Annotated in this window: 18 protein-coding genes and 2 pseudogenes; 14 read left to right on the top strand and 6 right to left on the bottom strand. The window is 64.2% G+C overall.

The window, feature by feature from the left end; genetic code table 11:
• Nucleotides 1-83: 83 nt before the first annotated feature.
• Together ASF45_RS35150 and ASF45_RS34065 are read left to right on the top strand one after the other, a co-directional pair.
• A complete protein-coding gene (locus ASF45_RS35150; RefSeq protein ID WP_162243982.1) occupies nt 84-827 on the top strand; it encodes a hypothetical protein in 744 nt (247 codons plus the stop codon).
• Between the two features lie 864 nt (nt 828-1,691).
• Entirely contained in the window at nt 1,692-2,105 is a 414-nt protein-coding gene (locus ASF45_RS34065) for an H-NS family nucleoid-associated regulatory protein (protein WP_063887626.1), read from the top strand.
• A 1,338-nt stretch (nt 2,106-3,443) separates the two neighbouring features.
• Here the strand turns inward: ASF45_RS34065 and ASF45_RS09730 are convergent.
• The 3 genes and pseudogenes from ASF45_RS09730 to ASF45_RS09715 all read right to left on the bottom strand — a co-directional run bounded on the left by ASF45_RS09730 (nt 3,444) and on the right by ASF45_RS09715 (nt 6,494).
• Nucleotides 3,444-3,761 carry a hypothetical protein gene (locus tag ASF45_RS09730; protein WP_156472927.1) on the bottom strand — a complete coding sequence of 106 codons (318 nt, stop codon included), beginning with the start codon at nt 3,759-3,761 and terminating at the stop codon, nt 3,444-3,446.
• Between the two features lie 1,023 nt (nt 3,762-4,784).
• Nucleotides 4,785-6,085 (bottom strand): annotated as a pseudogene (locus ASF45_RS09720) (Y-family DNA polymerase).
• Between the two features lie 7 nt (nt 6,086-6,092).
• Nucleotides 6,093-6,494 carry a LexA family transcriptional regulator gene (locus ASF45_RS09715; RefSeq protein WP_235580866.1) on the bottom strand — a complete coding sequence of 134 codons (402 nt, stop codon included), beginning with the start codon at nt 6,492-6,494 and terminating at the stop codon, nt 6,093-6,095.
• A gap of 38 nt (nt 6,495-6,532) precedes the next feature.
• Here ASF45_RS09715 and ASF45_RS09710 point away from each other — a divergent pair, with 38 nt between their 5' ends.
• From ASF45_RS09710 to ASF45_RS09695, 6 genes and pseudogenes are all read left to right on the top strand, one after another.
• Nucleotides 6,533-7,267: an SOS response-associated peptidase gene (locus tag ASF45_RS09710; protein ID WP_056660652.1), complete on the top strand. Its 735-nt coding sequence runs from the start codon at nt 6,533-6,535 to the stop codon at nt 7,265-7,267.
• Between the two features lie 1,555 nt (nt 7,268-8,822).
• A complete protein-coding gene (locus tag ASF45_RS35145) occupies nt 8,823-9,065 on the top strand; it encodes a hypothetical protein (protein WP_156472926.1) in 243 nt (80 codons plus the stop codon).
• Nucleotides 9,066-9,730: 665 nt separating this feature from the next.
• Nucleotides 9,731-12,502 (top strand): DDE-type integrase/transposase/recombinase, encoded by a 2,772-nt coding sequence (locus ASF45_RS09705; protein WP_082550914.1) that lies wholly within the window; start codon nt 9,731-9,733, stop codon nt 12,500-12,502.
• A 76-nt stretch (nt 12,503-12,578) separates the two neighbouring features.
• On the top strand, nt 12,579-13,877 hold the full coding sequence (locus ASF45_RS09700; protein WP_235580864.1) for an ATP-binding protein: 1,299 nt from the start codon (nt 12,579-12,581) through the stop codon (nt 13,875-13,877).
• A gap of 3 nt (nt 13,878-13,880) precedes the next feature.
• Complete coding sequence (locus ASF45_RS34405) at nt 13,881-15,284, top strand: TniQ family protein (protein ID WP_082550912.1); 1,404 nt, start codon at nt 13,881-13,883, stop codon at nt 15,282-15,284.
• Nucleotides 15,285-15,412: 128 nt separating this feature from the next.
• Nucleotides 15,413-15,991, top strand: a pseudogene (locus ASF45_RS09695) (extracellular solute-binding protein); the annotation flags it as partial.
• A gap of 1 nt (nt 15,992) precedes the next feature.
• Here the strand turns inward: ASF45_RS09695 and ASF45_RS09690 are convergent.
• Nucleotides 15,993-17,471, bottom strand: a complete 1,479-nt coding sequence (locus ASF45_RS09690; protein ID WP_056660640.1) for a HAMP domain-containing sensor histidine kinase — start codon at nt 17,469-17,471, stop codon at nt 15,993-15,995.
• A 20-nt stretch (nt 17,472-17,491) separates the two neighbouring features.
• Entirely contained in the window at nt 17,492-18,226 is a 735-nt protein-coding gene (locus ASF45_RS09685; protein WP_056660636.1) for a response regulator, read from the bottom strand.
• Here ASF45_RS09685 and ASF45_RS35140 point away from each other — a divergent pair.
• The 5 genes from ASF45_RS35140 (at nt 18,220) to ASF45_RS09665 (ending at nt 21,239) form a co-directional block, all read left to right on the top strand.
• Nucleotides 18,220-18,618 carry a hypothetical protein gene (locus ASF45_RS35140; protein ID WP_156472924.1) on the top strand — a complete coding sequence of 133 codons (399 nt, stop codon included), beginning with the start codon at nt 18,220-18,222 and terminating at the stop codon, nt 18,616-18,618. The two genes, ASF45_RS09685 and ASF45_RS35140, sit on opposite strands and share 7 nt — an antisense overlap.
• Before the next feature lie 100 nt (nt 18,619-18,718).
• A complete protein-coding gene (locus tag ASF45_RS09680) occupies nt 18,719-19,264 on the top strand; it encodes a hypothetical protein (RefSeq protein WP_056660633.1) in 546 nt (181 codons plus the stop codon).
• Nucleotides 19,251-19,883, top strand: coding sequence for a cell division protein FtsI (locus ASF45_RS09675; protein WP_156472923.1), 633 nt, complete (start codon nt 19,251-19,253; stop codon nt 19,881-19,883). The genes ASF45_RS09680 and ASF45_RS09675 overlap by 14 nt, the downstream gene beginning before the upstream one ends.
• On the top strand, nt 19,864-20,586 hold the full coding sequence (locus ASF45_RS09670; protein WP_063887625.1) for a flagellar basal body L-ring protein FlgH: 723 nt from the start codon (nt 19,864-19,866) through the stop codon (nt 20,584-20,586). Before ASF45_RS09675 ends, ASF45_RS09670 begins: the two co-directional genes overlap by 20 nt.
• Before the next feature lie 32 nt (nt 20,587-20,618).
• Complete coding sequence (locus ASF45_RS09665; protein ID WP_056660627.1) at nt 20,619-21,239, top strand: chalcone isomerase family protein; 621 nt, start codon at nt 20,619-20,621, stop codon at nt 21,237-21,239.
• A gap of 1 nt (nt 21,240) precedes the next feature.
• On the opposite strand, the gene ASF45_RS09660 is transcribed toward ASF45_RS09665, so the two are convergent.
• Nucleotides 21,241-22,314 (bottom strand): adenylate/guanylate cyclase domain-containing protein, encoded by a 1,074-nt coding sequence (locus tag ASF45_RS09660; RefSeq protein WP_056660621.1) that lies wholly within the window; start codon nt 22,312-22,314, stop codon nt 21,241-21,243.
• 237 nt (nt 22,315-22,551) lie between these two features.
• Between ASF45_RS09660 and ASF45_RS09655 the strand changes: the two genes are divergently transcribed.
• A complete protein-coding gene (locus ASF45_RS09655; protein WP_056660618.1) occupies nt 22,552-26,022 on the top strand; it encodes a response regulator in 3,471 nt (1,156 codons plus the stop codon).
• Nucleotides 26,023-26,025 lie beyond the last annotated feature (3 nt).

Raw genomic sequence — 26,025 nt, 5'->3', positions numbered from 1 at the left:
CCGCACCCCCCGTCCCCTGCCCTAAGAATACGTCGGGCAGCAGCGGGATTTCGGCGCGATCTACTATGACATGCTCGGCGTGGATGGCTGGGCATGTCGTAGACATCGTCGCCCGATCGCTTTTAACGAACACCTTGCGAAAATGGGGCATGGAAGGTTTTCGCCTCGACCCGACCCGCGTCCGCGACATTTCTGGGGATCTTTTGGACGCACACGGCCGGCTGCAGGTCGTACCAGCAGCCGCTCTGGCCGACACCTCCGCGGAGGAACGGATGTTGTTCGGCGTCCGAAACGGTGTGTATGGCCTACCGACGGCCGAACTATGCGACTTCCTGCGGGGCCGGATCGGTGGTCGCACCGCCATCGAGATTGGAGCGGGAACAGGTGCTCTCGCGCGTGCGCTCGGTATCGTGGCCACCGACAACCGCCAGCAAGAAGGTGCTGCCGTGCGGGCGCACTACCAAAGGCTCGGCCAGCCGACCGTACCTTATGGACCGAACGTTGAAAAGCTGGACGCGCATCGCGCGGTCGAACGGCATCGCCCACAAGTCGTGATCGCCTGCTGGGTGACCCACCGCTTCGACCCCAAGGCTCCCGATGCCGGAGGCAGCGAAACGGGTGTGGACGAAGCGGCCATCATAGCCTCCTGTGAGGAATACATCTTCATCGGCAACGAACACGTGCACCACTACAAGCCCATCTGGAAGCTACCGCATGAGAAGCTGACACCGTCGTGGCTTTATTCCAGGGCGATCAATGGCACTCGAGACTTCATCGGCATCTGGCGCGGCGGCCAGCGTTCGCCGAACACTGGCACCGCTGCATAAACCTGCCAGACCACCCATCGTGTGGCTGCGTCGATTTAGCGGTTTAAAAGTCAGAATCCGCGCTCGGCCAGCTCCCGCGGTTCGACCAGAGTCGGTGACCGGCAGCTCACACGAAGACCAGTCGCTCGGGCAAGCGAATAGGCCAGCTCATGGGACGCCTCTGCGTACCCCGCGTCGGCAATCAGCGGATCGGTAGCGACTTCGACGTTCGTCTTGCCGCAATCCAATATACGGAGCAGTAGCATTCGCAATCGTCGAGAGCTGCCGGCAGGCCGCTTCGCACATTCGAAGGATCTCTGTTCAGAAAAGACGGGGCTGCGCAGTGATTTCTCTCGATAGGGCGTGGCACCGGGCACCCGTCATGCTTTTTAAGGGGTGAGGCTGGTCGTTGGCCCGACATGGATACTGGTCCCAGTACTAGGTTTCACGACGATCCCGCTCCCTCGGTTGGTGATGCTGTGACCCGTCAAGGACGCGCTGGCAGCTCTGGCGAAATGGCGAAGGAGGGTGTCACGCCTGCGGACTCTGGCATACGATGCGCTCGCCGCAAACGTGGGCTGTTTGCGGTGGCCTCGGTCGCTATGGCGGATACCGAGACTGATCCAGTCGAGCATTGCGCGTTTGCTGCAGTCACACGCGCTGTGACGCATGTCCTGTTCGAGCCACCCCGGTTGCATGAGATTGATGGCGACAGCCTCGGTCGTCTGCGCTCTCAACGCTCGGGATAACTGGCACTTCAATAGAAGCCGTGCGGGGCGATCAGTGCCCATGACACTGCCAACGGGGTCGTCCATTAGACTGGGTGCTTCTTTTGCTACCGCATTGACGCCTATGAAGAACCGCCGCACTTCTGCCAAGCCTTCGATGGCCGAACCGACCGAAACGCTCAAAGAGATCGATCAGGAGATCGCAAGACTCAAAGAGCGCGCCGCTTCGATCATCGCCAGCGAAAAGGCTGGGGTGATCGAAAGGATCAAGGAGGCGATCGCCTATTACAGCCTCACGGCCGCCGAACTCAATCTCGGTGCGCAAGGGCGCGCAGGAAAACGTGGCAAGTCGCCAAAGGCGCGATCCGCAAAGGGCAACTCTGAAAAGGCTTTCGTTGATCCGGTAATAGGTTCCTCAACCGCCGCGCCAGTCAAGAAGACGCGTGCTGGTGCCGGAGGTGTGAAGTACAAGGATGGTGCCGGCAACAGCTGGTCGGGCTTCGGTCCGAAGCCACGCTGGCTCACTGAGGCACTGGCCGGGGGGAAGACGCTCGACGAGCTGAAGGCCTGAGCGCACTGTCATGAGGATGTAGGAGTCACGCTCCTAGAGGAAGCCCTCGAGCAGCGACGCCGCAGCCAGGACGTCTCATATCCATCGAGGCGGAGGGCCGAGGCCATTCCAAAGGTCACCGGTCCCCGGATTGCGGTTCTGGTGGTATGCCAACAGCGGACGAGCTGATCGCGCACTGTCTGGGAGCATGCCAAGCATGGGCCAAACGCGACCTTGGGCAGCGATCGGCGCACTGCTTGGATCCCGCGTTTTGGGTATAGGCGCTCGCAACAGATCTGCGCAGAATGTCAGCAAGCTGCGGCATGCATCTCCTAAGAAACGGGCATGTCATGGTCAGACGGCCGGGTGTGTGCTTTCACCCGGCCGTCGCTTTTTGGCTTTGTCGCGACGCCACCTCAGTCAGCTGCAACCACCATGCGCCGCTTGCGAGCCGACTGCGCTCTTTCCTTCGTGTTTGAGCTTTGGATCGAAAAGCAAGTCTTTCATCCGCGGAAGGGTTTGACGTCATCAGAGCGCTGGATGCGAACCAGTCGTTCTTCAATCCCGCGTATGCAGAGGACACGTTGACCGACGACGAGCGGGAAGCATCTCTTCAGGAAGCGATCGACGGCTAGGCGCCAATGACAAGCAATACGACTGCCTGCGTGACCAGCAATGGCGGCCGAACCGGCCTTTCGATGGCCGCGCTCCGTGATGCTGCTTGCCCACCTGCGAGATCTATTTTCCTGAGGTGACGCGTTAGGCTTGCCTTGTTGCAATAGCCGCGACATGAGAGGATCACTTGAAACCAGCAGTCGACCTTCCGGTCCAGCTCAAGGCCACCGATCCCCGACCGAACAACCACCAGCCCGCGGGATGATTGGCAGAAGGTGCTGGTAGGATCCTCGATCAGGGATGCGGAATGGCGGACCGAAGCCCCGCTCTTCCGACCAGCCCATAGCCAGTTCGACCACGCGGTCCAGCATGTTCTCTTTGAGCGCCTGGCTCACGGCACGCCCCGCCCAGACCACCATGCTTGCGGTGCCAAAAGATGGACTTGCCAACCGCATCGTCGCCTTGAAGCGCCAGATTGATGCGCTCCACGGACTCCGCAGGAAGGTGCGCAAAGACGGCGGGGTATAGGTGGTCCTTACCGATCTCCAGACGGAACAGAGCGTTGCGCGCGCATGACTGGTTGAACGCCCGAAGACTCGTTCCCCAGGCGTGGCTCAACTCGCCGGAGTTGACGAGCAGGCCCTGGCGTAACCACTCGACCCGAACGGAATCTGCGCCTGCATGGAGGGCAACATCGTGGTGTCGCGACGGTGGCATCGGCTTTCCTGTTTCTCAAGCAATCGTTCAATGAGCCTGAGCCGTTGCCAGCGCCAAGATGCGGTCACCTGGAAGTCCTTGCTCCAGTGCCGTGCGTGGAGTCGTGCCCTCTAGGGCCATGGAAGGCGTTTCCATGAAAGAGAGCAACTGCCAGCCGTCATTCGTCCCCAGACACTTGGCCAATCGCTGTAGCAGCTGCCAGATGCCGGGCTCGAACTGCCAGCGTGGCAACTTGAAGCCACTGCGAAGGTTCGAAACGCCAATGCAGCGCCCCGCGTTGATCCAAGCGTGCATCGTCACGCCGCTTGTTCCTGCAAGCACGGCTGCCGCGTCGATGGTGATCATGTCTGCGGCTTCCAGCCGATCGCGGCGGTGCTGCATGCCGGACCGCAGCAGCGCAGTCGATTGGGCAGCGGACACGTACAGGTCCGAGCGGCGCTTAGATGGACGAACTTCCGTGGGCATACATCGAGGTGATGGACAGAGATTCGTGCGTGGTGCAACAAGCCTACCCCGTCGAAGACGCATTGGGAAGACCTGGCTTGGCCGCATCCCAGCCGTTGACCTCGGTGTGCAAGCGCCGCTTGAGATCGCCCGAACTCATTGCACTATCATCCGAAAGTCGAGTCCATGTGGGGCCGAAGTATGCGTAGTCGAAGCGTCGATGGCCGTAGGCCGGGTGTGTCGGAACGGGCCCCTGGTGAAGATGAATCTAGGGTGCACGCCCACCGGCGGCGCGCCGTCGAATGCTGGCCAACTGCAGAACTTCTTTCCATCGGCGCGCCCACAGGAGCGGTCGCGAGCCGGACTGGCGTAGTGGGAAACGAGTGCAGCGTCTGAGGTCTTCGGTTCGCGGAGGATCACGTCGCTGACCCGTGCCCTTGCGAGCGCGCGCTGGCCGATGGTCAGTTGCGGCGCTCTGATGATCCGCACGCGCATCTGAACGGCATTGCCTTGGCCTAGTCGGTGACACCAGCCGATCCATTCGAACGCGGCCGTATTGGCGTTGCTGGGTGCCTCATGCGGCTGCGCTGCCGAGCGGGCGCACTGGAGCGCGACCCAGGCTACGAGCCCGCGAACCTCAGGGGCTGGCAGCCATGCGCTCCGTCAATTCACTGAGCCGCTCAACCATGGCGGCGTGCCGGCGGGCCGGCGTCCGCTCCCTGCGCGGACATGAATGCGTGCTCGCCAGCGAGGATCGGCACGAGCCTCTTGTGGTCCACGGGATGACGCCTGGCCAGATAAAGGCCGGCGTCCACAGCTTGTTGAAACGTCAACGCCGCGATTTCTGTTCCCATGTCCATGCCCTCACGGTCGCCGGTAATGGATGCTCAGCATAGGCGCCAGGGAGGTGCACGCACGTACGCCCTACGCCCGAGCCACCGGCACTTCGCGCCAGTCGGTGGTGTAGTTCGGCGTCCTGCGCTCCTGTCGCATGCCCCACTCGCGGCGGTGGTCGTTGACACCAGTGCTGGCTGCGTGCACGGTGCCCTTGCCATATCGCCCGTTCAATGCGTCCATGGCCGACATCAGCCGCGCGCGCGTCGGGTCGGTGGCATCGTCCTCCAGGTCCAGCTCGTGTTGGATGCGGCTGGCCGGCGTCAGGTCCAGCAACATCACGCCGGCCTTGATCAGCTCGTAGCCCGACTCGAAGATCTGGTGCAGCCCGGCCACCGCGGCGCGCACCAGGGCGGGCGTGTCCGCGGTCGGCCGGCGCAGCGGCACAACACGCTGCGATGGAACCGCGGCCCGGGCCGATGGGGCGAGGTGTGCGCGAACACCAGCACCTGCCCCGCATGCCCGTCCTGCTTGCGCAGCTTCTCTGCCGCACGCCCGGCAAACTCGCTCACGGCCTCGATGAGCGGTTCGATGTCCGTCATCGGCCGGCCGAAAGATCGCGTACAGGCGATCTCTTTCTTCGGGGCCGGTGCGTCGTCCAGGCCCACACACGGCATGCCCCGCAGCTCGCGCACCGTGCGCTCCAGCATCACGCCCCAGCGGCGCCGGATCGTGGCCGGGTCGCTGCGCACCAGGTCCAGCACCGTGCGCACGCCGGCCTCCTGCAACGCCGCGCCGATCTTGCGGCCCACACCCCAGACCTCGCCGACCTCGGTGGCATCCAGCACTGCGTGCAAGCCCGCCACAGGCAGCGCCGCCAGGTTGCAGACCTGGGCCAGATCGGGCGGGTACGAGCAGGGCTTGCGCTCTGCGGTCTTGGCAATGTGGTTCGCGAGCTTGGCCAGCGTCTTGGTGCTGCCGATGCCGACGCCGCACGGCACGCCGGTCCAGGCCAGGATGCGCGCGCGCACGCGGCGGCCGCGCTCGACCAGGTCGCCGCGCACGCCGGCCATGCCGATGAAGCTTTCGTCGATGCTGTAAATCTCCTGCGTCGGCCCGAGCCCGGCGGCCAGGCTCATCATGCGGTCGCTCATGTCGCCGTACAGCGTGAAGTTGGCCGACAGTGCCACCAGTCCCTCGGCGTCCTCCAGGTGGCGGATCTGGAACCAGGGCGCGCCCATCTTGATGCCCAGGGCCTTGGCCTCGTTCGACCGGGCGATGGCGCAACCGTCGTTGTTGGACAGCACCACCACGGGCCGGCCCTGCAGGCTGGGCCGGAACACCCGCTCGCAGCTCACATAGAAGTTGTTCCCGTCCACCAGCGCATACATGGCGGCCTCACGTGAAGCGCTTGATGCTGGCCGTGACCACGCCCCAGACCTCCATGGTCTGTCCCTCGCGCGGCGTGATCTCGGGGAAGGTAGGATTCGCCGGCCGAAGCTTGATGCGGCCGGCACGCTGGTACAGGAACTTGACCGTAAATTCGCCGTCCACGACCGCGACCACCACATGCCCATGCCGGGGCTTGACGGCCTTGTCCACCACCAGCATGTCGCCATTGAAAATCCCGGCGTCCCGCATGCTCTCGCCCGACACGCGCAGCAGGAAGGTCGCCTGCGGATGGGTGATCAGCTCGCGCGTGAGGTCGATCCGCTGCACCAGAAAGTCGTCGGCCGGCGACGGGAACCCGGCCTGCACGCCGCACCCGGCCAGCGGCAGCAGCACCGGGGTGCCGACCAACAGGATGGGATAGCAGGGCAGATCAACACTGTTTACACATCCAGTGTAGGCGGGCGCCGTACGATCTCGCCACGTGTTCTCACTACGAAGGCGTCTCCGATCCGAAGCGGCTGGCCGAACATTTCGGCGTCATCATGCCGGCCGGCGTCAAGTTCGACGTGTGGCCGGGCTACGAGTCGATCGTTATCCGCCGGCCCAAGGAATGGGGGAGCGGCGACGACGCGTTGCCGGCACGCGAGGCAGCTGGCGGTGCGTTTGGGCTGGTCCCGCACTGGACCAAGGCGCTCGACGCCAAGGCGGCGTTGGTGGCCGCACGGCGCACGTACAACGCCAGGTCAGAGACCGTGCGCGAGAAGCCGAGTTTTCGCGATGCCTGGCGCCGCGGGCAGCACTGCCTCATCCCGGCCGAGGCGATCTACGAGCCAGACTGGCGCAGCGGCAAGGCGGTGCCCACGCGCATCAGCCGTGCCGACGGCAAGCCCATGGGCATCGCGGGACTGTGGACGGGTTGGCGAGCGCCGGACGGCCCCGTCTTGCGCAGCTTCACCATGCTGACAGTCAATGCCGACAACCACGCGCTGATGAAGAACTTCCACAAGCCGGACGACGAGAAGCGGATGGTCGTGATCCTGCACGAGCACCAGTACGACGCCTGGCTGGACGCGCCGCCCGAGCGCTCCACGGACTTCATGCAGCAGTACCCAGCGGAACTGCTGGTGGCAGTGGCTGCGCCTATCCCGCCCGCCGCCAAGCGCGCTCGGCCGCCAGCGTGAAGGCCTGCCGACAGATCCTGGCGGCGGCTGTCATGGCATGCCCCGGGGCCCAGGCGTTCGCGCAGGCCCGGGTGTGCCTCGTGGTGGGGTGAGCGATGGCGACACCTTGGCGGCCCGCTGCGACGCGCCTGGGGCGTATCTGTAAGTCAGGTTCGACTGTCGGGCATCGATGCCCGACAGCCAATACCACGCAAGATCTGTATCCTTTCGCAAAGTGTGCAACCTGTCGCTTCTTTCACAATAAGTTGTCCAAACGGCCCGAAATCTGATTGAGCCCTTCCGCAGAAGCGTCGCATTCACGGATCGCGGCTCAGCCATTGAGGCCAGCCGCGCACGTGGACGGCGCACGTTAGGCCTTCATTTTCATGTCACCGCGCTTTGCGGTTAACTGAGAACTCGGGACTTCCCATCGGGTTCAGCCGTCATTCAACCACGGCCCGCGTTCTCTCGACCCCTGGCGACGAGCGTGACCAACGCCTGCGGCGATGGTCCTGCTCCGCTCTATGCGTCATACCGTTCAAGCTAGAAAGTTCAGTCGAACGAAACAAGCTTGAACTCACGCCTTACACATTCCATCTGCAGCGGGAAGCTCGCACGCGCCCAATTGAGTGTTCTCCACTTACTTCGGGCCTGCCCCAATTTCAGCCGCCCATACTGGTCACCGCATCATCATCTGCTGGGTCGGATCAATGAGCATCCGACATCGAGCCAGCGCGGTCACATGCAAAAAGGGGAGTGAGCGCAAATTAGCTGTATCTGACATTGACCAACCGCATCATCAATTTCCTAACAGCTAGCCAAAACGACTTTCCGGCGCAAAGCAATGGGAACGACGTCGCGCGGCGGACATCACCCGTTGTCCAGTTACAACATTGACCGACAGCGCGGGTAAAGGCCGGCAATCGAGCGCGAGCAGCAAGACGCTCGGCCCCTCGTTATAGATAACGTTTTGGCATTACCAAATTTTTTCAAGCATTCCGTCGATTATACGAACGGACTCTTAACCCACGAGAATCAATCACTTACGAATTAACCCCGTCCTCTCGATATTTAAGCACTTTCTGAGTGGCTAGCCCAAATGAATAACCTTACGCCCGCTTGAACCTGCGCTCCCCCAGCGAAAAGCTCATCAGAAGCTTTGAACGCGTGGGAAGTCTTAACGACAAAAACTGAGGGCAAAACTCCGCCGAAAAGCCGAATCGGCCACACAGTCCCCAGAATTCACAGTACATTGAGCCCAAGCCAGAACCTTGGTAGCGGCGATTCATCGTCTTTTGCTTCGCTCTGGCCCAAAAAAAAGGCCGGCCCAAACCGGACCGGCCGCTTTCACCCATCAACATCAACACGACTCAACATAGAAAGGAATTGAAATGAGCTAGCCTCGTTCGAGCCGCCGGACCGAACGCCGAGGCAAATCGATCACGCTTCTTTAACCAGAGACACCCAGTTCATTGAAAGCGCCTTCATTATGCGCGGATTTTCCCCGGGTGTCAATGGGATTGGTTTGCCTAACGGCTTTTCGGTCCAGTTTTTTTGATCACCTGGAGAATATTGCATGTTCGTCACGCTCCCTAATAAACGGCATCATCGCCAAGCCGCCAAGCTTTTCGCCACACCGGCCAAAAAACCTTCGTCATTGACCCTTGATAAGCCGGTCGTCCTTCCTTTTCTCAACCAAACTGGCGTTCGCACTGCTCGACGCAAGTGCGATCCGATTCAGGCCTCGACAGATCCGCACTTGATGTCCATGGCGTGCGAAAACGCCGAGGCGGTCAGCTCGCGCGTTCAGGCGCCCTAGCAAAAACCCAGGTTAAGCAAAGCGTCGCTCGCAGGCTCGTCCTGCGAGTGGAGCCGCCGCATGACCAACCAACTCAACAAGGAGTATTCCAATGAACCTTCCTCTCCGCGGCTATAGCCCCGCACTGCCTAGGCCAGCCTTTCCACTGATCTGTCCTAGCCGCACCGCTGAGGCTGCAGAAACTCCGGTCCTTTATGTCGCTTCGCGGTTGCGCCATTCAACGCCGCCAAGGCCGAAAACTACGCAACCGAGACTTTCCAAAGCCTCCGCGACAAGACCGAAAGCGAAAGCCCCACGTATCCCGTCGACGGATTTCGATATTTCCATCTCGGAAGAATCCGGCGCGATCGAATACCGATTCTCATCGAGCACCCGCCCTCGTTTTTTTCATTGAAAGGGAAGCTATGCGTATCTTCAAGCGACCCGACGTGAGACTTAACTCGCACCCGCCAATTTCTCCGCCTGTGAAAGACGTCAATTCGATGCCGCACCGTTCGCCCCGTAAGGCCGCGGAAGTTCTCGAGGAGTTTGACACTGCTTTGATTGAGCTTACTTATTCCCGTAGTCTCTCTGAACTCATCCCACCGACCCCACCGAGGCCCTCTCAAATCGAGACGCGCCCTAACTACCGCGCATCTTGAGCGCATCCGATCTAGAAAGAAATCATGTCAAACAACAACTGGTCCAACAACAGCAATCCCGCAGCCGTCGATCATATCGTCGCCGAACGCGTCAATTCCGCATTGTTTTCTATGCGCGCAAGCCAAGCGTGTCGCGAACACGTGCAGCAGGCAATGCAGGGCCCTGCTCGGCTGGTGCAGGGAAAGCGAGGAAACATCCGTACGAGATTCAAAAGCACCAAGCTCAATCATCAGATCTTTTTGGAGTCGCGCAGCGGCGAGTGGCCGCTCGCCGTGTTGGCAGATGCCGACCCAAAGGTCATTGCCTTTTTTGCCCAGCCCCCCACGGTCTCGCTGGAAATCAAAGATGCAGCTGGGCGCGTGCAGTCTAGGACTCGTTACACCAACGACCTCCTTGTTGTGACCGAGACGGAAGTCATATCGCAACAAGTTCGTGATCTCGTCGCTTTGTCGGATGCGTCTCTGAAAAATCCATTTCAGTTTTATTTGGATGAACACGACATGTCTTGGCACTATCGCGCGGCTGACGAAGCATTTGCAGCACTGGGAATTCGCCATGCAATCATCGACAACAGCAGCATTCCGTCAGTGCTGGTGCGAAACCTACGCTTTCTGGAGGACTATGCGAAAGAGGAGGCTAAGCCGCTCGAACGACATAAGGCTGAAGACATCGCAAATTTTGTCAGAGCCGAGCGCTTCGTCGAAATGCGGCAGTTGCTTGGAGCTGGCTTCGAAAGCGATGACGTCTACAAATCGTTGATCAGCAAAGATGTCTACGTCGACTTGACGACGCAACTGATCGACGCAACGAGCGAACTCTTCTTGTACTCCGACAGGGCTACGTTCGAAGCTCATCAATTTGTCCAAAACACTTCGCTTCAAAACGTGGTACCCGTCCCTGGACGCGCCTGGATTCGAGTGGGCGGACTGCTCAAATACCAAGGCGTCAAATACCACGTTGTGTTGGTGGGCGAACGCGACGTGCTCGTTCGCAACGACTCGGGAGTGGAGTCGACTCTTCCGCTGGCAGCCTTGCAGAACTTGCACCAAGCTGGGCAGCTGGCGACCGACGCATTGAGTTCGAAGTCCGATGAACGCCAACTTTCTGACTACTCGGACCGCGAACTCGCACGCGCAATGAAGCGATTGAAGGCCCTCGAGAACCCGGCCGAGTCCGGGTACTCGGAACGCCAACTCAGGTTGTATCGCGCGAAAACGCAGTTTGCGAAGAACCCGCTGGAAGCGCTGATTGCCCTTACGGATCGGCAGGCCGAGCGCGGCAACTTCAGTCCGCGCCTTTCCGAAACCACCATCGAATTGATGCACAAAGCGATCGACAAGCGGTTCAATACACCGGCAATGCCCAAGATTAAGGCAGCTTACAAGCCATACATCATCAGCTGCGAAAAGCACGTTGCTGAAGATGGGCGTCCCGATCCGCAGATTCCTGCTTCCTACACGAAATTCTGCCGAGAAAGCAAGAAGCGCGCGGACATCGGAAAGCGGCAAGGAAATCGCATGCGATACCAGAAATCCCGGATCGTCACCTCTTTGGACAATGCCTATCCGGTACATGGGGTGCGGCCTCACGAGGTTTTGCATATCGATCACACCATCGCCACGCTTGCCACGATCTCACCAAACGGAACACCCCTTGGTAAGCCGACACTCACGATCGGAATCGATGCATGTACCACATCATGTCGCGCCGTGATTTCGTCTTACGACCCGCCAACGGCGCGACTCGTACTGCTCCTCATGCGAGATTACGTGCGACGGTGGGGGCGTCTGCCGAAGACGATCGTGGTCGACAACGGGAAGGAGTTTCACTCCGCCGAGTTCACGTTCTTCTGCAGCCTGTTCAACATCGAAATCCGCTATCGGTCCCCTGGCATGCCCAGATCGGGCTCGCCCGTCGAACGCGCCTTTCTTGCCATCGAGACAGGTTTTATCGCTCAGTTGGAGGGCAACACGCGGCAACTGCGTGACCCTCGCCTGGTCACGGCGCCTGTTAACGGCTTCAACTTGGCCTCCTGGACGTTGACCGCATTTCACCGCGCCGCTGAACAGTTCCTGTTTGAAATTCGTCCCAACGAGGTATCACCTGCGCTCGGCATGACACCGCGTGACTACGAAGCGATGCGCATGCAAGAGACCGGCACACGCGAGCACATGCTCGTGCGTTACGACGAGAACTTGATGTTGATGACGTCTCCGCATCCGCATAGGCGTCTTCACCGACTCGATCCGCAAAGGGGAGTTTGGGTCGGGGGCTTGTGGTTCAACCATTCGGACTTCAGGGGCCTCCCTGAAAAATCAAAGCTCGAAGTTCGGGTCGAGCCGTGGCTTCACCGGGTCGTGTACGTCTGCATCGGAAAACGCTGGGTCACAGCGACCGCATCTAACGCGCGCTGGCTGGGCAATCGCACGCGCCGCGAGGTGGAGATTGCGTTGCGCGCCGAGAAGCGCAAAGCAAACAAGGACGCCAACAAGAACGCACTGTCGCTCGAAAGCGCAGAAGCCCACGAGCAAATCCGTGAGCCGTTGGAATTTGACGAGCGCCTCAGTTGCCAGCAAGCCGAGATGCTTCATCTCTACACCCAATACGGGCTCACCTTGGCGCTGCCGGATGCCGTACCGCACACGATCGACGCAGCAGCGACATCCACCGTCGTGACTCCCGAGAGTTCCAACACGATCGTCATTCCGGGGCCGACGCCGCCGCCGTTCGCGGGTTCGTACGAGCCACCCCCTTCGCTTGATTCCGACGGTCTTGACGCCGACGGGTGGCACTGACCCGTTGCTTTTCTAACTGGAGAACCTCATGGCAAATCCCTCTTTGCATCCCGCAACGTCCAATTCCACGACCAACATGAACCAGCATCCGCCCACCTCCACACTCAAGATCGCACAGCCGCTTCCCTCGGTTTACGCGCCTCCGTCCGCACCAGCTACGCGCCACCTCTACCCGTCTGCGGCGCCGATCGAATTCAAACAGCCGGTCGGAGCATCCACAACGCACTCACCCAGTGCGAATGCTTTGAAGGCAACAGCCATCGACAACGCTGTGCAATCTGCCTGTCAGTCGGAACAGCTGCAGTTTGATGCCGACCTTCGTAAGCTTGGCCGCGACCAGGCGCTGCATCTGCCCACGCCACTCCGACTTCGCTGGTTCTATCTGAAGCAGGTGAAGCACGCCAACGCGCTGCGTGTGAACGCAGACTTGAAGGAACTTTTGGAGCCAACCAACGAAGTCAACATCATCTCGCTCGTTGGCATGACCGGCATCGGAAAAACCACGATCGCTCAACAAATCGTGCCGCTGCTCGCGAAGATGTACCACGATGCGCCTGCTCATGAGGTGCCGGTGGTCTACGTGAAAGTGCCAGCAAACGGCGAGCATTCGGTCAGCTGGAAAGCACTCTACCGACGCATCAACGAAGCTTTGCACGAAGTGCTGCTTGAAAAGAAAATCTATGTTAGCAAGGCCGACACGGTGGAACTGCGCTACACGTCTAGGAAGGACAACACCGTCTGGGGCCTTCGGGAGCGGCTCGAGCCCGTGTTGGAGAACCGAAACGTACGAGTACTCATCCTGGACGAAGTGTTCCATCTGCTGCGATTCCGAGGCCACGCTGCCATCATGGACAGCATCAAAAGCCTTTCAGATGTCGGCAACGTCAAGCTTCTCTTGATCGGCACGTACGACATCGCCGAACTTGTTTCCAACTACGGGCAAGTCACCCGAAGGGGAGAAATCGTTCACTATCGTCGTTATGTGGTTGGCGAGCGGCCCGGCGAGGGCGAAAAGCTGACCGAAGATCAAGTTGCGTTCAAGGCTGCGCTCGCTTCGTTCGAACAGTTGTGGCCGGCCGAGCAGGTTCCGAACCTTCAAGCGGTATGGTACGACTGGATGCGCCAATCGCTCGGATCTGTGGGATTGCTGAAGCTTGCATTGCTGCGTCTTGCCGCCTTGCAACTTCACTCGTCGAGCAAGACACTGACGGTTGCGATGTTGAAGAAAACGTTCAAAGCGAAGAAAGCGCTGCGCAAGCTTGAAGAAGAAACCGCGAAGGGCGAGAGCCTCCTCAATGGCTTGAGTTATGGGGACAGCGAGTACTGCGGCGAGCAACTGGACATGATGTTCGCTGCGCTGGTGACGAAGGGATGAGCCATGGAAAATCTGTTTAAAGCTTTCCGAAAGCCAACGGCGCTGTATGGCCTGCAGCTACTTCGCACCGACGCCGGGGACCCAGAGTCCCTGTTCAGCTACCTGCTGAGACTCGCGTTTGCACACCGAGTGACTCCAAAGAAGCTTGAGGAGGGTTGCCTAAATCCTTCATTCTTGGCCATGTTTGGACGAGTTCCAAACGCCACACAGCTTGGACATTCGGGAGCGATGATTCTCGGAAACTCGCGAACGGCGTTGGACTTTTCGGGTCTGCTTTCGTCGTTGACAGGGGCGCGTGATCTGCACCGCGGCACCGGTCTGGCGCTGAGGCACCTCGTCGGAACACAAGGCCTGATCACGGAACGCGATCGCGTGTGCCTGTCCTGCATCCGAGAAGATCTGAGTGCGGGCCGCACGGCATTCGGGCGGCTAATTTGGCGACTTTCAAGCGTCACTTGCTGCCCCGTTCATCGCGAGGCGCTGACGGATGTTGGCACCTGTCCAAAACGCGCATGCCATCCCGGCTCCCCGTATCGGCCCGTCAAGCTCTACGGTGTCTGCGGAATGTGCGCGTCGGTGGGCTATCACTGCCACAACGCAGACAATACAGCGAGCGGCGAGCAAATCGATCTGGCCCTTTTGTGCAGGGATTTCTTCGCCGCGCATCCGATTGATGAGCAATCATCGGCCTCTGCGACGAAGAGATCTCTGAGGGAGGCGTCCGCTCGAATCAATGGCGGCTACGCCGCGATCGCACGTAGCGCGAACATTTCGAAGTCGATTTTGGGTCGATGGCTCAATCACGACGACGCAAGACTCGCCCTGGGAACGGTTCTCGCACTATGCGTTGTGCTTGGTGTTTCAGCCCAGGAATTCGCTCGCGGCGACTTCGCGCGCGTGGACGGCCAGCCCGGCAGAACGATCAACTTGCCGCGCAAAAGCAAGCGAAAGCTAGTGACCGCCGACCTCGCAGCGGCGGTTCGAGACGCCCTCAACTCCGAACGAAAGATCGTGGCGGAGGTAGCGCGAGAGCTACAAGTGGACCGCAACATGCTGCGTCGCGCGGACCCTGAGGCATACAGCATGTTGTCTCGAAGAGGAGTCGCGCTTCGTATCAGGAGCCGGGACGCCAGGTGGGACGCTGCCATTGGCCACGCACACGTGATGATCACGAGACTACGAAACTCAGAGAAAACGCTGTCGCTCAAGAACGCATCCGCAGAGGACGAAGGAGTCTGGACACCTTCACAAAGGAGGTCCCAGATCTTCTTGGCGCTTGCGCGATCGGACCCCGATCGGCTTTCCCAGCACTACGGATTTCCACTAGACGTCACAGAGAGGGTCCGAGCGATGTTGAGCCACATTCAAGCCACCCTGCCTCCGCCATCCGATGACGTCAGGCGATAGCACCCCGGTACTCTCAAGACGCTTTTTCAAGCGTCTTTTTTTTGTGCACTTCAGTGAACCACATCTGCGCCGAAGTTGAAATAACCCACTTAAGGAAATTGCGGCGGCGTTGTGGCTAACTTCACAGCTGGGCCGACCTCGTCAAGCCTCAGTACAAGGGCGAGATCGAGATCTCGCACCCGGCCTCCAGCGGCACGGCCTACACCGTGATCGCGGGCCTGGTGCAGCAGATGGGCGAGGACGCGGCCTTCGACTACCTGAAGAAGCTGCACCGCAACGTGACCCAGTACACGCGCAGCGGCCAGGCCCAGGCGCCCAACGTGGCCAAGGGCGAGGTGGCGATCGGCGTGACCTTCGCCTTCAACTTCGAGAAGTGGAAGCTCGACAAGTACCCCGTGAAGACGGCCGCGCCCTGCGAAGGCACGAGCTACGAGATCGGCGGCATCGCGCTCGTGAAGGGTGCGCGCAACAAGGCCAACGCGCAGAAGTACTACGACTGGCTCATGGGCCCGGCCGGCCAGGCCATCGGCGCCACGGTGGGCAGCTACCAGACGCCGGCCAACCGAACCTTCAAGCCCGACCCGCGCATCCCGGCGGTCGACAGCGTCAAGCTCATCAAGTACGACTTCGAGAAGTACGGCAAGTCGGCCGAGCGCAAGCGGCTGATCGACCGCTGGACCAAAGAGGTGGAGGCGCTGCCGAAGTAGTTCAGATGTGCGCGGGATACGGCAAGGCGATGCCCACGCCGGACTGCTGGCCGTCGAACGCGTGCAGGAACACGCGGCCGTGCAGGCGCCGCGCGATCTGCGCCACGATGGCCAGGCCCAGGCCGCAGTGGCCGATGCCCACGCGCCCGGGCTGCAGCCGAACGAAGGGTTGCTGTGCCTCCTCGAAGCGCTCGGCGCCGATGCCGGCGCCGCCGTCGAGCACCAGCAGCTGGCACTCGCGCGCCACGCTGCGGATGCGCAGCACGATGGGCGCCTCGCCATGGGCGGCGGCGTTGTCGATCAGGTTGCTCAGCACGCGGTGCAGCGCGATGTCGGGCACCAGCAGTTCGCCGGCCGCCGGGTCCTCGATCTCGACCTGCACCTTGCCTTCGCCATGGCTGCGCGCGACACGCTGGGCCAGCACGCCCAGCGGCTCAGGCGAGCCGGGCGCCACGTCGGCCTCGCCCTGGGCATAGGCCAGGAACTGGTCGACGATGTGGGCCAGCGCCTGGAAGTCGTGCTCCATGCTTTCCAGCTGGTCGTCCGGGCACATGCACTCCATGCGCAGGCGCAGCCGCGCCAGCGGCGTGCGCAGGTCGTGCGACAGGCCGGCCAGCAACTGCTGGCGCGTGGCGTCGGCCGCGGTCACCGCGCCCACCAGGCCGTTGAAGGCCTCCACCAGCGGCCGCAGTTCGGCCGCCACCGGCCTGGCCTGGTCGATCGGCCGCAGCTCGCGCTGGCGCGCCGCCACCTCGTCGGCCAGGCGCGCCATCGGCCGCGTGATCCAGCGCACACCGGCCACCGTGGCCGCCGCCGCCGTCACCCCCACCCCCACCATGAGCAGCAGGGCCAGCAGCAACGGCGCCATGGGCGGGCGCCCGCCGCCGGCCAGGTCGACCACCCAGGGGTCCTGGTCGACGGTGAAGCCCACGCGCAGCAGCGCCGGCCCCGCCTGTGCTGGATGCAGCCAGGTCATGGTGATGTGGAAATCGAGCTTGCTGCGCAGCTGCTCGGCCCAATCCAGGCGCGCGGGCGGCGGCCCCTCGCGCAGGGGCCCGGGCCAGGGCCGGCCTTCGCGCGGTGGCGACGCGCCGTCCGGCCACATGCCCGGCCGCGGTGGCGGCGGACCGAACATCGGCGGCATGCCGCGCGACGGCGGCTGGCCGAACCAGGGCAAGGGGTCGAACGGCGGCTGCCCCTGTGCGTAGGGCGGCGCGGCCGAGGCCCGGTGCACCAGCAGGCCGCCGAAGCGCAAGGCCTTGGCCAGGGCGTCGCGCTGGCTGGCCGGTGCCTGCTGCAGCGCCGTGCGCACGAGCAGGATGCTGCGCGCCAGCGTGCTGGCCAGTTGCCCGGCCATGGGCTGGGTCGTGCGCAGCACCAGGTAGGCGTTCAGGCACAGCATCACCAGGCTGACCGCCACCACCAGGATGGTCAGGCGCCGGACGATGGAGAACGGGCGGCGGCGCATGGCGAAGAGCATGGCGGGCGAACGCGCAGCCTTCAGGCCAGCAATGCGTCCATGGGCACGAACATGTAGCCGTGGCTGCGCACGGTCTGGATGAAGCGCGGCGAGGCCGGCTCGGGCTCGATCAGCTTGCGCAGCCGCATGATGGCGGCGTCCACGGCGCGCAGCATGACCTCGTCGCCGCGGCTGTGCGAGACGGCCAACAGGCGTTCGCGCGAGACCGGCACCGAGGGGTTGGCCGTGAGCTCGGCCAGCAGCGCGTATTCCACGGTGTTGAGCACGCGCACCTCCTCGCCGCGGTGCAGGCTGCGCGAATCCAGCGCGAACAGGAAGGGGCCCACGCGCACGGTGCGGCGCGCCTCGATCGGCGCGCCCGGGATGAACGAGGCGCGCCGCATCACGGCGTTGATGCGCGCGAGCAGCTCGCGCGCCGAGAAGGGCTTGCCCAGGTAGTCGTCGGCGCCCATCTCCAGGCCGATGATGCGGTCGACCTCCTCGCTGAAGGCCGTCAGCAGGATGATGGGCACGCGGTCGCCCTCGGCGCGCATGCGCTGGCAGGCCTGCAGGCCCGACATGCCGGGCAGGCCCACGTCCAGCACGATCAGGTCGGGTCGCTGGCGGTGCATGCGCTGCAGCAGCTCTTCGGCGCTGCGCATGCTGGTCACCTCCAGGCCGTGGCGGCCCAGGTAGGCGCACAGCATGTCGCGCAACGCGTCGTCGTCCTCGACGATGTAGGCATGGAAGGGCTTGGCGGACTCCACGGATGGCATGGCTTGGATCTGGGTTGTGGTTGTTCGAGCGGACATGCGGCTGGGCCCGCGACAGCGGATTTTCGCGGGGGCACGCCAGCGCCGCCCGCATCTTCGCCGCCCCGCTTGTCCACTCGGTGAAGCGGCTTCGCTGTTGTGTGACGCCGCATGCCATCGGCACCGCGGCATCACACGGCATCACCAATCTCATCCGGACATCGGATGCAGCACATTCCAGCGCATTCGAAACAGCACCGAACGGCATCGTCTTCGCGCTCAATGCGGACTCGAATAATCTCCAAAACAATCCATCACGCAAAATCACAAAACATTTGTGTAAATCATTTGAAATCAACATTCTTCAAAATAATCTAAATCAACAGAATATGACGAAACATCACGTCAAACGATAATCCCCTATTGACGATGATTCACACCCCTTATTCAGGAAAGAAAATCAGCCACGCCCTCTAGGATTCATCCACTTCAAACCACTCGACCAAGGAGTACCGGATGAATCCCATCACATCGGCCACGGCGACAGGCCTGGCGACCGCGGCCCAGGCGGTGCAGCGCGTCGGCAGCCAGCTCGCCAGCGCCAAGCCGGCCGCAGCCGCCGCCAGCACGGTCGTGTCGCTGAGCGCGCAGGGGCTCGAACGCCTGGGCAAGGAAGTCCAGAACGCGGGCACCGCCGCCTCCAGCGCCGTGCGCGGTGTGGCCAGCACGGCCGCCAGCGTGGTCGACGGCGGCACCTCCGTGGTCCAGGCGGTGCAGGACGGACTCGAATCCGTCTGGGACGCAGGCGAGGACGCCATCGAAGCGGTTGCCGACGCGGGCGTGGCCGCCTATGACACGGTCGCATCGTTCGTCAGCGGTGTGGGTACGGCACTCGGTGATGCCGTCGAGGCCGTGGGCGACGCCGCATCCGACGCGGCCGACGCCGTCGGCGACGCGGCCTCCAGCGTGGTCGGCGGCATCAGCTCCACCGCCGGCCAGATCGGCCTGTACGCGGCCATGGCCGCCAACGTCGTGAGCCGGGGCATCGATGAAATCATCTGAAAAACGGCTGCGACGCACGGTGCTGGCGCTCGGCGCCGTGGCGGCGGCCTTGTCGGGCGGCTGCAGCATCATCAGCCCCTGGCCGGCGTGGGAGGTCGTCAAGGGCGCGGGCGCCGTGGCCAGCCTGGCGCTGGAGCGCGCCGACAGCGAGGCCAGCCACACCGTCTACCACCCGCATGCGCCGGTGCGCGAGCTGTGCATCGCCTTCAACCCGCAGGCCGAGGTCGCCGACATGGTGCCCGCGCTGCAGCAGTCGCTGCGCAGCCACCGCGTGGACAGCCGCGTCTTCGAGGACCTGCAGCAGGTGCCCGGCTGCAAGGTCTGGCTGCACTACGCGGCCTGGATCGAATGGGACACGCAGCCGCTGACGCCGCTGCCGCGCCCCTACATCACCGCCGCCGCGCTCACGCTGCGCACCAGCGAGGGCCAGGTGCTCTCGTCCAGCCACTACGTGATGGCCGACGGCCTGCGCACCGACAAATGGGCCACGACGCGCCAGAAGATCGCGCCCGTCGTGACGGCCCTGGTCACCGGCGCGGAGAACGTCGGCTTCTACAAATGCCTGAACGTCGCGCAGCGCGCGAAAGAGGAGTTCCCGAATGCCCCGAACAACTGCTGAGCCGGCGTGCCGCCCGGCTTGGGCCGCCTTGCTCGCCACCGCGCTGGCCCTGCCCGGCTGTGCGCTGTTCCAGACCCCGCCCGCGGTGCCGGTGCAGCCCAGCTACGCGCCGCCCCTGCCCAAGCCACCGAACGTGGAGCGCGTCAACAACGGCGCGATCTACCAGTTGGGCCAGCCCATGGTGTTCTCGTACGCGGGCCGCGCCAAGCCGCGCCGCATCGGCGACACGCTCAAGGTCGACATTGCCGAGAACCTGGCCAGCAGCAACAAGATCGCCAACAGCACCAGCCGCGAGAACGCCGTGGCGAGCAAGGGCCCCGGCACCGGCGAGGACACCTGGAGCATCCTGAAGGGCATCCTGAACCTGGACGTCACGGCCTCGGGCAGCGATTCGTACAAGGGCAGCGGCAGCGCCGAGAACACCAGCAGCTTCTCGGGCCAGCTGGCGGCCTCGGTCATCAACGTGCTGCCCAACGGCAACCTGCTGGTGGCCGGCGAGCGCAGCGTGCTGGTGCGTGGCGACTACACCATGCTGCGCTTCTCCGGCATCGTCGACCCCAAGGACCTGCGCGACGGCAACGTCGTGGCCTCGGTCGACGTGGCGCAGGCGCGCGTGGAGGTGGGCGGCAAGGGCGACATCTCCGAGGCGGCCTCGCGCAGCTGGCTGCAGCGCGTGCTGACCAGCACGCTGTCGGTCTGGTAGGTCGTTCGCAGACATTTCCCGAGGAGCACAGCATGACCAAGCGACTCATCCGCAGATTCCTGGCCACCGCCTGCGCCACAGCCGGCGCCATTGCCTGCCTGCCGGCGCTGCCGGCGGTCGACCTGGGCGAGGTGGCACTGGAGGAATCGACCCAGGTCGGCGGCCAGAACCTCAAACTCAATGGCGCGGGCATCGCCAAGCGGCTGGTGTTCAAGGTCTATGCCATGGGCCTGTACCTGCCCGACCGCACGCAGCACACCGATGCGGTGCTGGCCACCGACGGGCCGCGCCGCATGACCATCCTGCCGCTGCGCGACATCAGCGGCGACGACTTCTCCGAGGCCGTCATGAGCGACCTGTCGCCCGAGCGCTTCACGAGTCCCGAGGTGCTCCAGCAACTGGTCGCGCTGGCCGACGCGATCGGCCGGCAGCCGGGCGGCCTGCGCCGCGGCGACGTGCTCACACTGGACTGGCTGCCCGGCATCGGCGCCGTGGTGGCGCTCAACCGCAAGCCGCTTACGGCACCGATGCGCAACCGGGCCGTCTACAACGCGCTGTTGATGGTCTGGCTGGGCGAGAAGCCGACCGACCCCGCGCTCAAGGCGAAGCTGCTGGGCGGGGGTTCGGCGGACGTGCGCGAGGCGCGGCTGTAGGTCAGCCCGCGCCCACCAGCAGCTGCACGAACATCTGGATCTTGGCGTTGGTCTCCACGCCGATGTGCGTGAACTCCAGACCGGCCAGCAGCCGGCCTTCCTCGCGCTTGACCTTGGTCACGCGGGCGCGCACGTCGTTCACCTGGTAGTCCACCAGCGTCAGGTCGAAGGCCAGCGCCACCTCGTCCTGCACGGCCACCGGGCGCTCCAGCTCGAGCAGCAGGCCGTGGTAGCCCACATCGCGGATCAACGCGCGCTGCGGCTCGCCCACGGGCTGCTCGTTGTCGAGCCGGCGCATGCTGCAGGGCACGCGCACTTCCACGCGGTGGCTGCGGCGGAACTCCTGGCGCGGCACCTTCAGGCGCCGCGACGCGATGGCAATCAGCTCGCGCACCTTGACGGGCAGGCTCTTGCCGGCCACGAAGACTTCCTTGGGCTCGGTGGCCGAGGCCACGCCGTTGCAGCGCGCGTAGGTGTTCTCGCTGATCAGCACCTGCCCGCGCAGGCTGAAGGATTCGATGCGCGAGGCCAGGCTGACCTGGTTGCCGATCACGGCGTATTCCGAATAGGCCTGGCTGCCGAAGCGCCCGGCCATCACCATGCCCGTGTTCACGCCGATGCCCAGGTGCAGCTCGGGCATCTGGCGGCGCAGGTAGTGGTTGTTCAAGTCGCGCATGGCCAGCTGCATCTCCACCGCGCAGCACAGCGCGCGCAGCACGTCGTCCTCGCGCGCGGTGGGCGCGCCGAACAGCACCGTCAGCGAATCGCCGTTGAACTTGTCGATCACGCCCTCGTAGCGGAACACCACCTCGGACAGCCGGGACAGGCACAGGTTCAGCATGGTCACGATGGTGCCGGCCGGCTGCGTGGCCGTCAGCGCCGTGAAGCCGCGCAGGTCGGCCACGAGGATGGTGACCTCGCGCTGGTCGACCGCCAGTTCGGCCGGCACATCGCGGCGCGCCGCCAGGATGGTGGCGAGCTCCGCCTGTACCGCAGGCGCCACCGGCGCCTGGGTTTCACGCGCCAGCACGGCCAGCACGGCGGCCAGCGCGGGGTGTTGTTCTGCTGAGGTCATGGCGGGTGGTCCTTGCAATGGGCAATGGGGCGGCGGCGCAGTATAGAGGGCGCATTGCAGGGCCATTCGGCAGGCCGGGAGCCCTGCCCCGCTGCTTTCCGACAAGCGCATAGGACTGCTCCTACAGGAAGGCGGCGTGTCGGTTTCTAGAATCCCGCTCCTCATGCCCATGTTCCACGCCCCCGCCCCGCCACGCCACGCCATGCGCGCCCCCTGCGGCCGCACCCGGCAGCGGCCGTGAACACGCCCCCCGCCCCTTCCACGGCCCGCAAGCGCTCGCGCTGGCCCCTGCCGCTGGCCAGCCTGGTCGGCTTCGGCGTCGCAATCGCCGCCGTCGCCGCCATTGCCTGGTTCTCCTTCCAGGCCATGGAGAACCGGGCCACAACGGCAGACCGCGTGACCCAGGCCACGCGCGTGATCGAGCAGATCAACGCGCTGCTCTCGCACATGAAGGACGCCGAGACCGGCCAGCGCGGCTTCCTGATCACCGGGCAGGAGCCCTATCTGCGTCCCTACACGGACGCGCGCGTCAACCTGACAGCCACCTTCCAGCAGCTGCGCCAGCTGCTGGCCGACAACCCGTCGCAGCTCGAGCGCATGCAGCGGCTGCAGCGCTATGCCGACCTCAAGCTGGAGGAACTCGCCCAGACCATTGCGCTGCGCCGCGCGGGCGACGGTCCGGGGGCACTGGCCATCGTGGTCAGCGACCGCGGCAAGGACGCCATGGATGGCCTGCGCACGCTGGCCGACGAAGCCCTGCGCGAGGAAGTGGCTCGGCGCACCGAACGCCAGGCCGCCTGGCAGCAGGCGGTGGACTATTCCTCGCGCGTGCAAGGCGGCGGCGCGGCCACGCTGCTGGTGCTGATCCTGGTGTCGGCCGGCATCGCGGTGCGCGAGCACCGCCTGCGCGAAGACCTGGTCTGGCTGCGGGCCGGCCAGGCCGGGCTGGCCGAGCGCGTGCAGGGCGAACACCGTCTGGAGACGCTGGGCGAGAACGTGCTCAGCTACCTGGCCAGCTACCTGGATGCGCAGGTCGGCGCGCTGTACCTGGCCGAGCGCGACGGCAGCTTCCGCCGGCTCGCCGCGTTCGCCGCGCCGGCCGGCAGTGCCCAGGTGCGGCCCGGCGACGGCCTGCTGGGCCAGGCCGCCAAGGAGCGGCGCACGCTGCGCGTGACCGACGTTCCGGCCGGCTACCTGCCGGTCAACTCCACGCTGGGCAGCGCCGATCCGCGCGAGTTGCTGGTGGCACCGGCCCAGGTGGACGGCCGCGTGCGCGCCGTGCTCGAGCTGGGGTTCACGCGCAAGCTGGAGCCGGTGGACGGGCAGTTGCTCGAGCACATGTCCGAGACGCTGGCGATCGCCGTGCGCACCTCGCACGACCGCACCCGGCTGGAGGAGCTGCTGGAGGAAACCCAGCGCCAGGCCGAGGAACTGCAAGCCCAGCAGGAAGAACTGCGCGTGTCCAACGAGGAGCTGGAAGAACAGGGCCGCGCGCTGCGCGAGTCGCAGGCCCAGCTGGAGGTGCAGCAGAGCGAACTGGAGCAGAGCAACGCCCAGCTGGAAGAACAGGCCCAGCAGCTGCAGGCGCAGAAGGACGAGCTGCAGCAGTCGCAGGACGTGCTGAGCACCAAGGCGGCCGAGCTGGAGCGCTCCAACCAGTACAAGAGCGAGTTCCTGGCCAACATGAGCCACGAGCTGCGCACGCCGCTGAACTCCACGCTGATCCTGGCCAAGCTGCTGGCCGACAACAAGAGCGGCAACCTCACGGACGAGCAGATCAAGTACGCGCAGACCATCTCCTCGGCCGGCAACGACCTGCTGACCTTGATCAACGACATCCTGGACCTGTCCAAGATCGAGGCCGGCAAGGTCGAGGTGCATGCCGAGACCGTGCGCCTGGCCGGCCTGCTCGAGGGCCTGGCCAAGAGCCTGCAGCCCGCCGCCGGGCAAAAGGGCCTGCGCCTGTCGGTCGACATCGCCCCCGATGCGCCGCGCCAGATCGTGACCGATGCGCAGCGGCTGGGCCAGATCCTCAAGAACCTGCTGTCCAACGCCATCAAGTTCACGCCCAGCGGCACGGTCGAGCTGCTGCTGGCCGCCGGCCCGGACGGCGGCGTGCAGCTGGCGGTGCGCGACACCGGCATCGGCATCGCGCCGGAGCAGCAGGGGCTCATCTTCGAGGCCTTCCGCCAGGCCGACGGCAGCACGCACCGGCGCTACGGCGGCACCGGCCTGGGCCTGTCGATCTCGCGCGACCTCGCCCATCTGCTGGGCGGCACGCTGACGGTGCAGAGCCAGGCCGGCGCGGGCAGCACCTTCACGCTGGCGCTGCCGGCGCGCTACGTGCCGCGCCAGGCCGACGAGTCCGCCGGCTTGCCCGCCCCCGTGCCGGCCGTGGCACCGCAACGCGTGCAGCGCAGCATCGCACCGTCGCCCGCGTCGGTGCCCCCACCGGCCGCCGTCACCGCGCCCCAGGTGCTGGAGGACGACCGCGACGCGCTGCGTCCCGGTGCGCGGCTGATCCTCGTGATCGAGGACGACCAGCGCTTCGCCGCCATCCTGCGCGACCTGGCGCACGAGATGCACTTCCAGTGCGTGCTCACGCACAGTGCCGCCGACGGCCTGGCCGCCGCGCTGCAGTACCGCCCCAGCGCCGTGCTGCTGGACATGAACCTGCCCGACCATTCGGGCCTCGGGGTGCTGGACCAGCTCAAGCACGACGCGCGCACGCGCCACATCCCGGTGCACGTGGTCTCGGTGGCCGACTACACGCAGGAGGCGCTGGAGCGCGGCGCCATCGGCTACGACCTGAAGCCCGTCAAGCGCAGCCAGCTGGTGGAGGCGCTGCAGCGGCTGGAGGCCAAGATCTCGCAAGGCATCCGCCGCGTGCTGGTGGTCGAGGACGATGCGCGCCAGCGCGAGAGCATCGGCCAGCTGCTGGCCGGACCCGACGTGGAGATCCGCGCGGCGGCCGACGCCGCCGCCGCGCTGCGCGCGCTGGCCGAGCAGACCTTCGACTGCATGATCATGGACCTGAACCTGCCCGACCTGTCCGGCTACGAGCTGCTGGAGCAGATGGCCGCGCAGGAGGGCACGGCCTTCCCGCCCGTGATCGTCTACACCGGCCGCTCGCTCACGCATGCCGAGGAGCAGCAGCTGCGCCGCTTCTCCAAGTCCATCATCATCAAGGACGCGCGCTCGCCCGAGCGGCTGCTCGACGAGGTCACGCTGTTCCTGCACCAGGTGGAAGCGCAGCTGCCGGCCGAGGCCCAGCGCCTGCTGCGACTGGCGCGCGACCGCGATGCCACGCTGGAGGGCCGCCGCATCCTCGTGGTGGAAGACGATGTGCGCAACATCTTCGCGCTGACCAGCGTGCTGGAGCCCAAGGGTGCGCAGATCACGCTGGCGCGCAACGGCCTGGAAGCCTTGGCCGCGCTGGAACGCACGCGCGCCGACAAGGCCGACGCCGAGGCCCAAATCGACCTGGTGCTGATGGACATCATGATGCCGGAAATGGACGGGCTGACCGCCATGCGCGAGATCCGCAAGCAGCCCGCATGGAAGAAGCTGCCCATCATCGCGCTCACCGCCAAGGCCATGCGCGACGACCAGGAGAAATGCCTGGCCGCCGGTGCCAACGACTACATCGCCAAGCCGCTGGACGTGGAGCGCCTGCTCTCGCTCCTGCGCGTCTGGATGCCGAAGTGAGCC

It is taken from the genome of Pseudorhodoferax sp. Leaf265, from assembly GCF_001422365.1.
In the GTDB taxonomy this organism is placed as follows: domain Bacteria; phylum Pseudomonadota; class Gammaproteobacteria; order Burkholderiales; family Burkholderiaceae_C; genus Pseudorhodoferax.
Note: the sequence above shows the minus strand (reverse complement) of the source record. Positions and strands in the feature narration are given on the sequence as shown.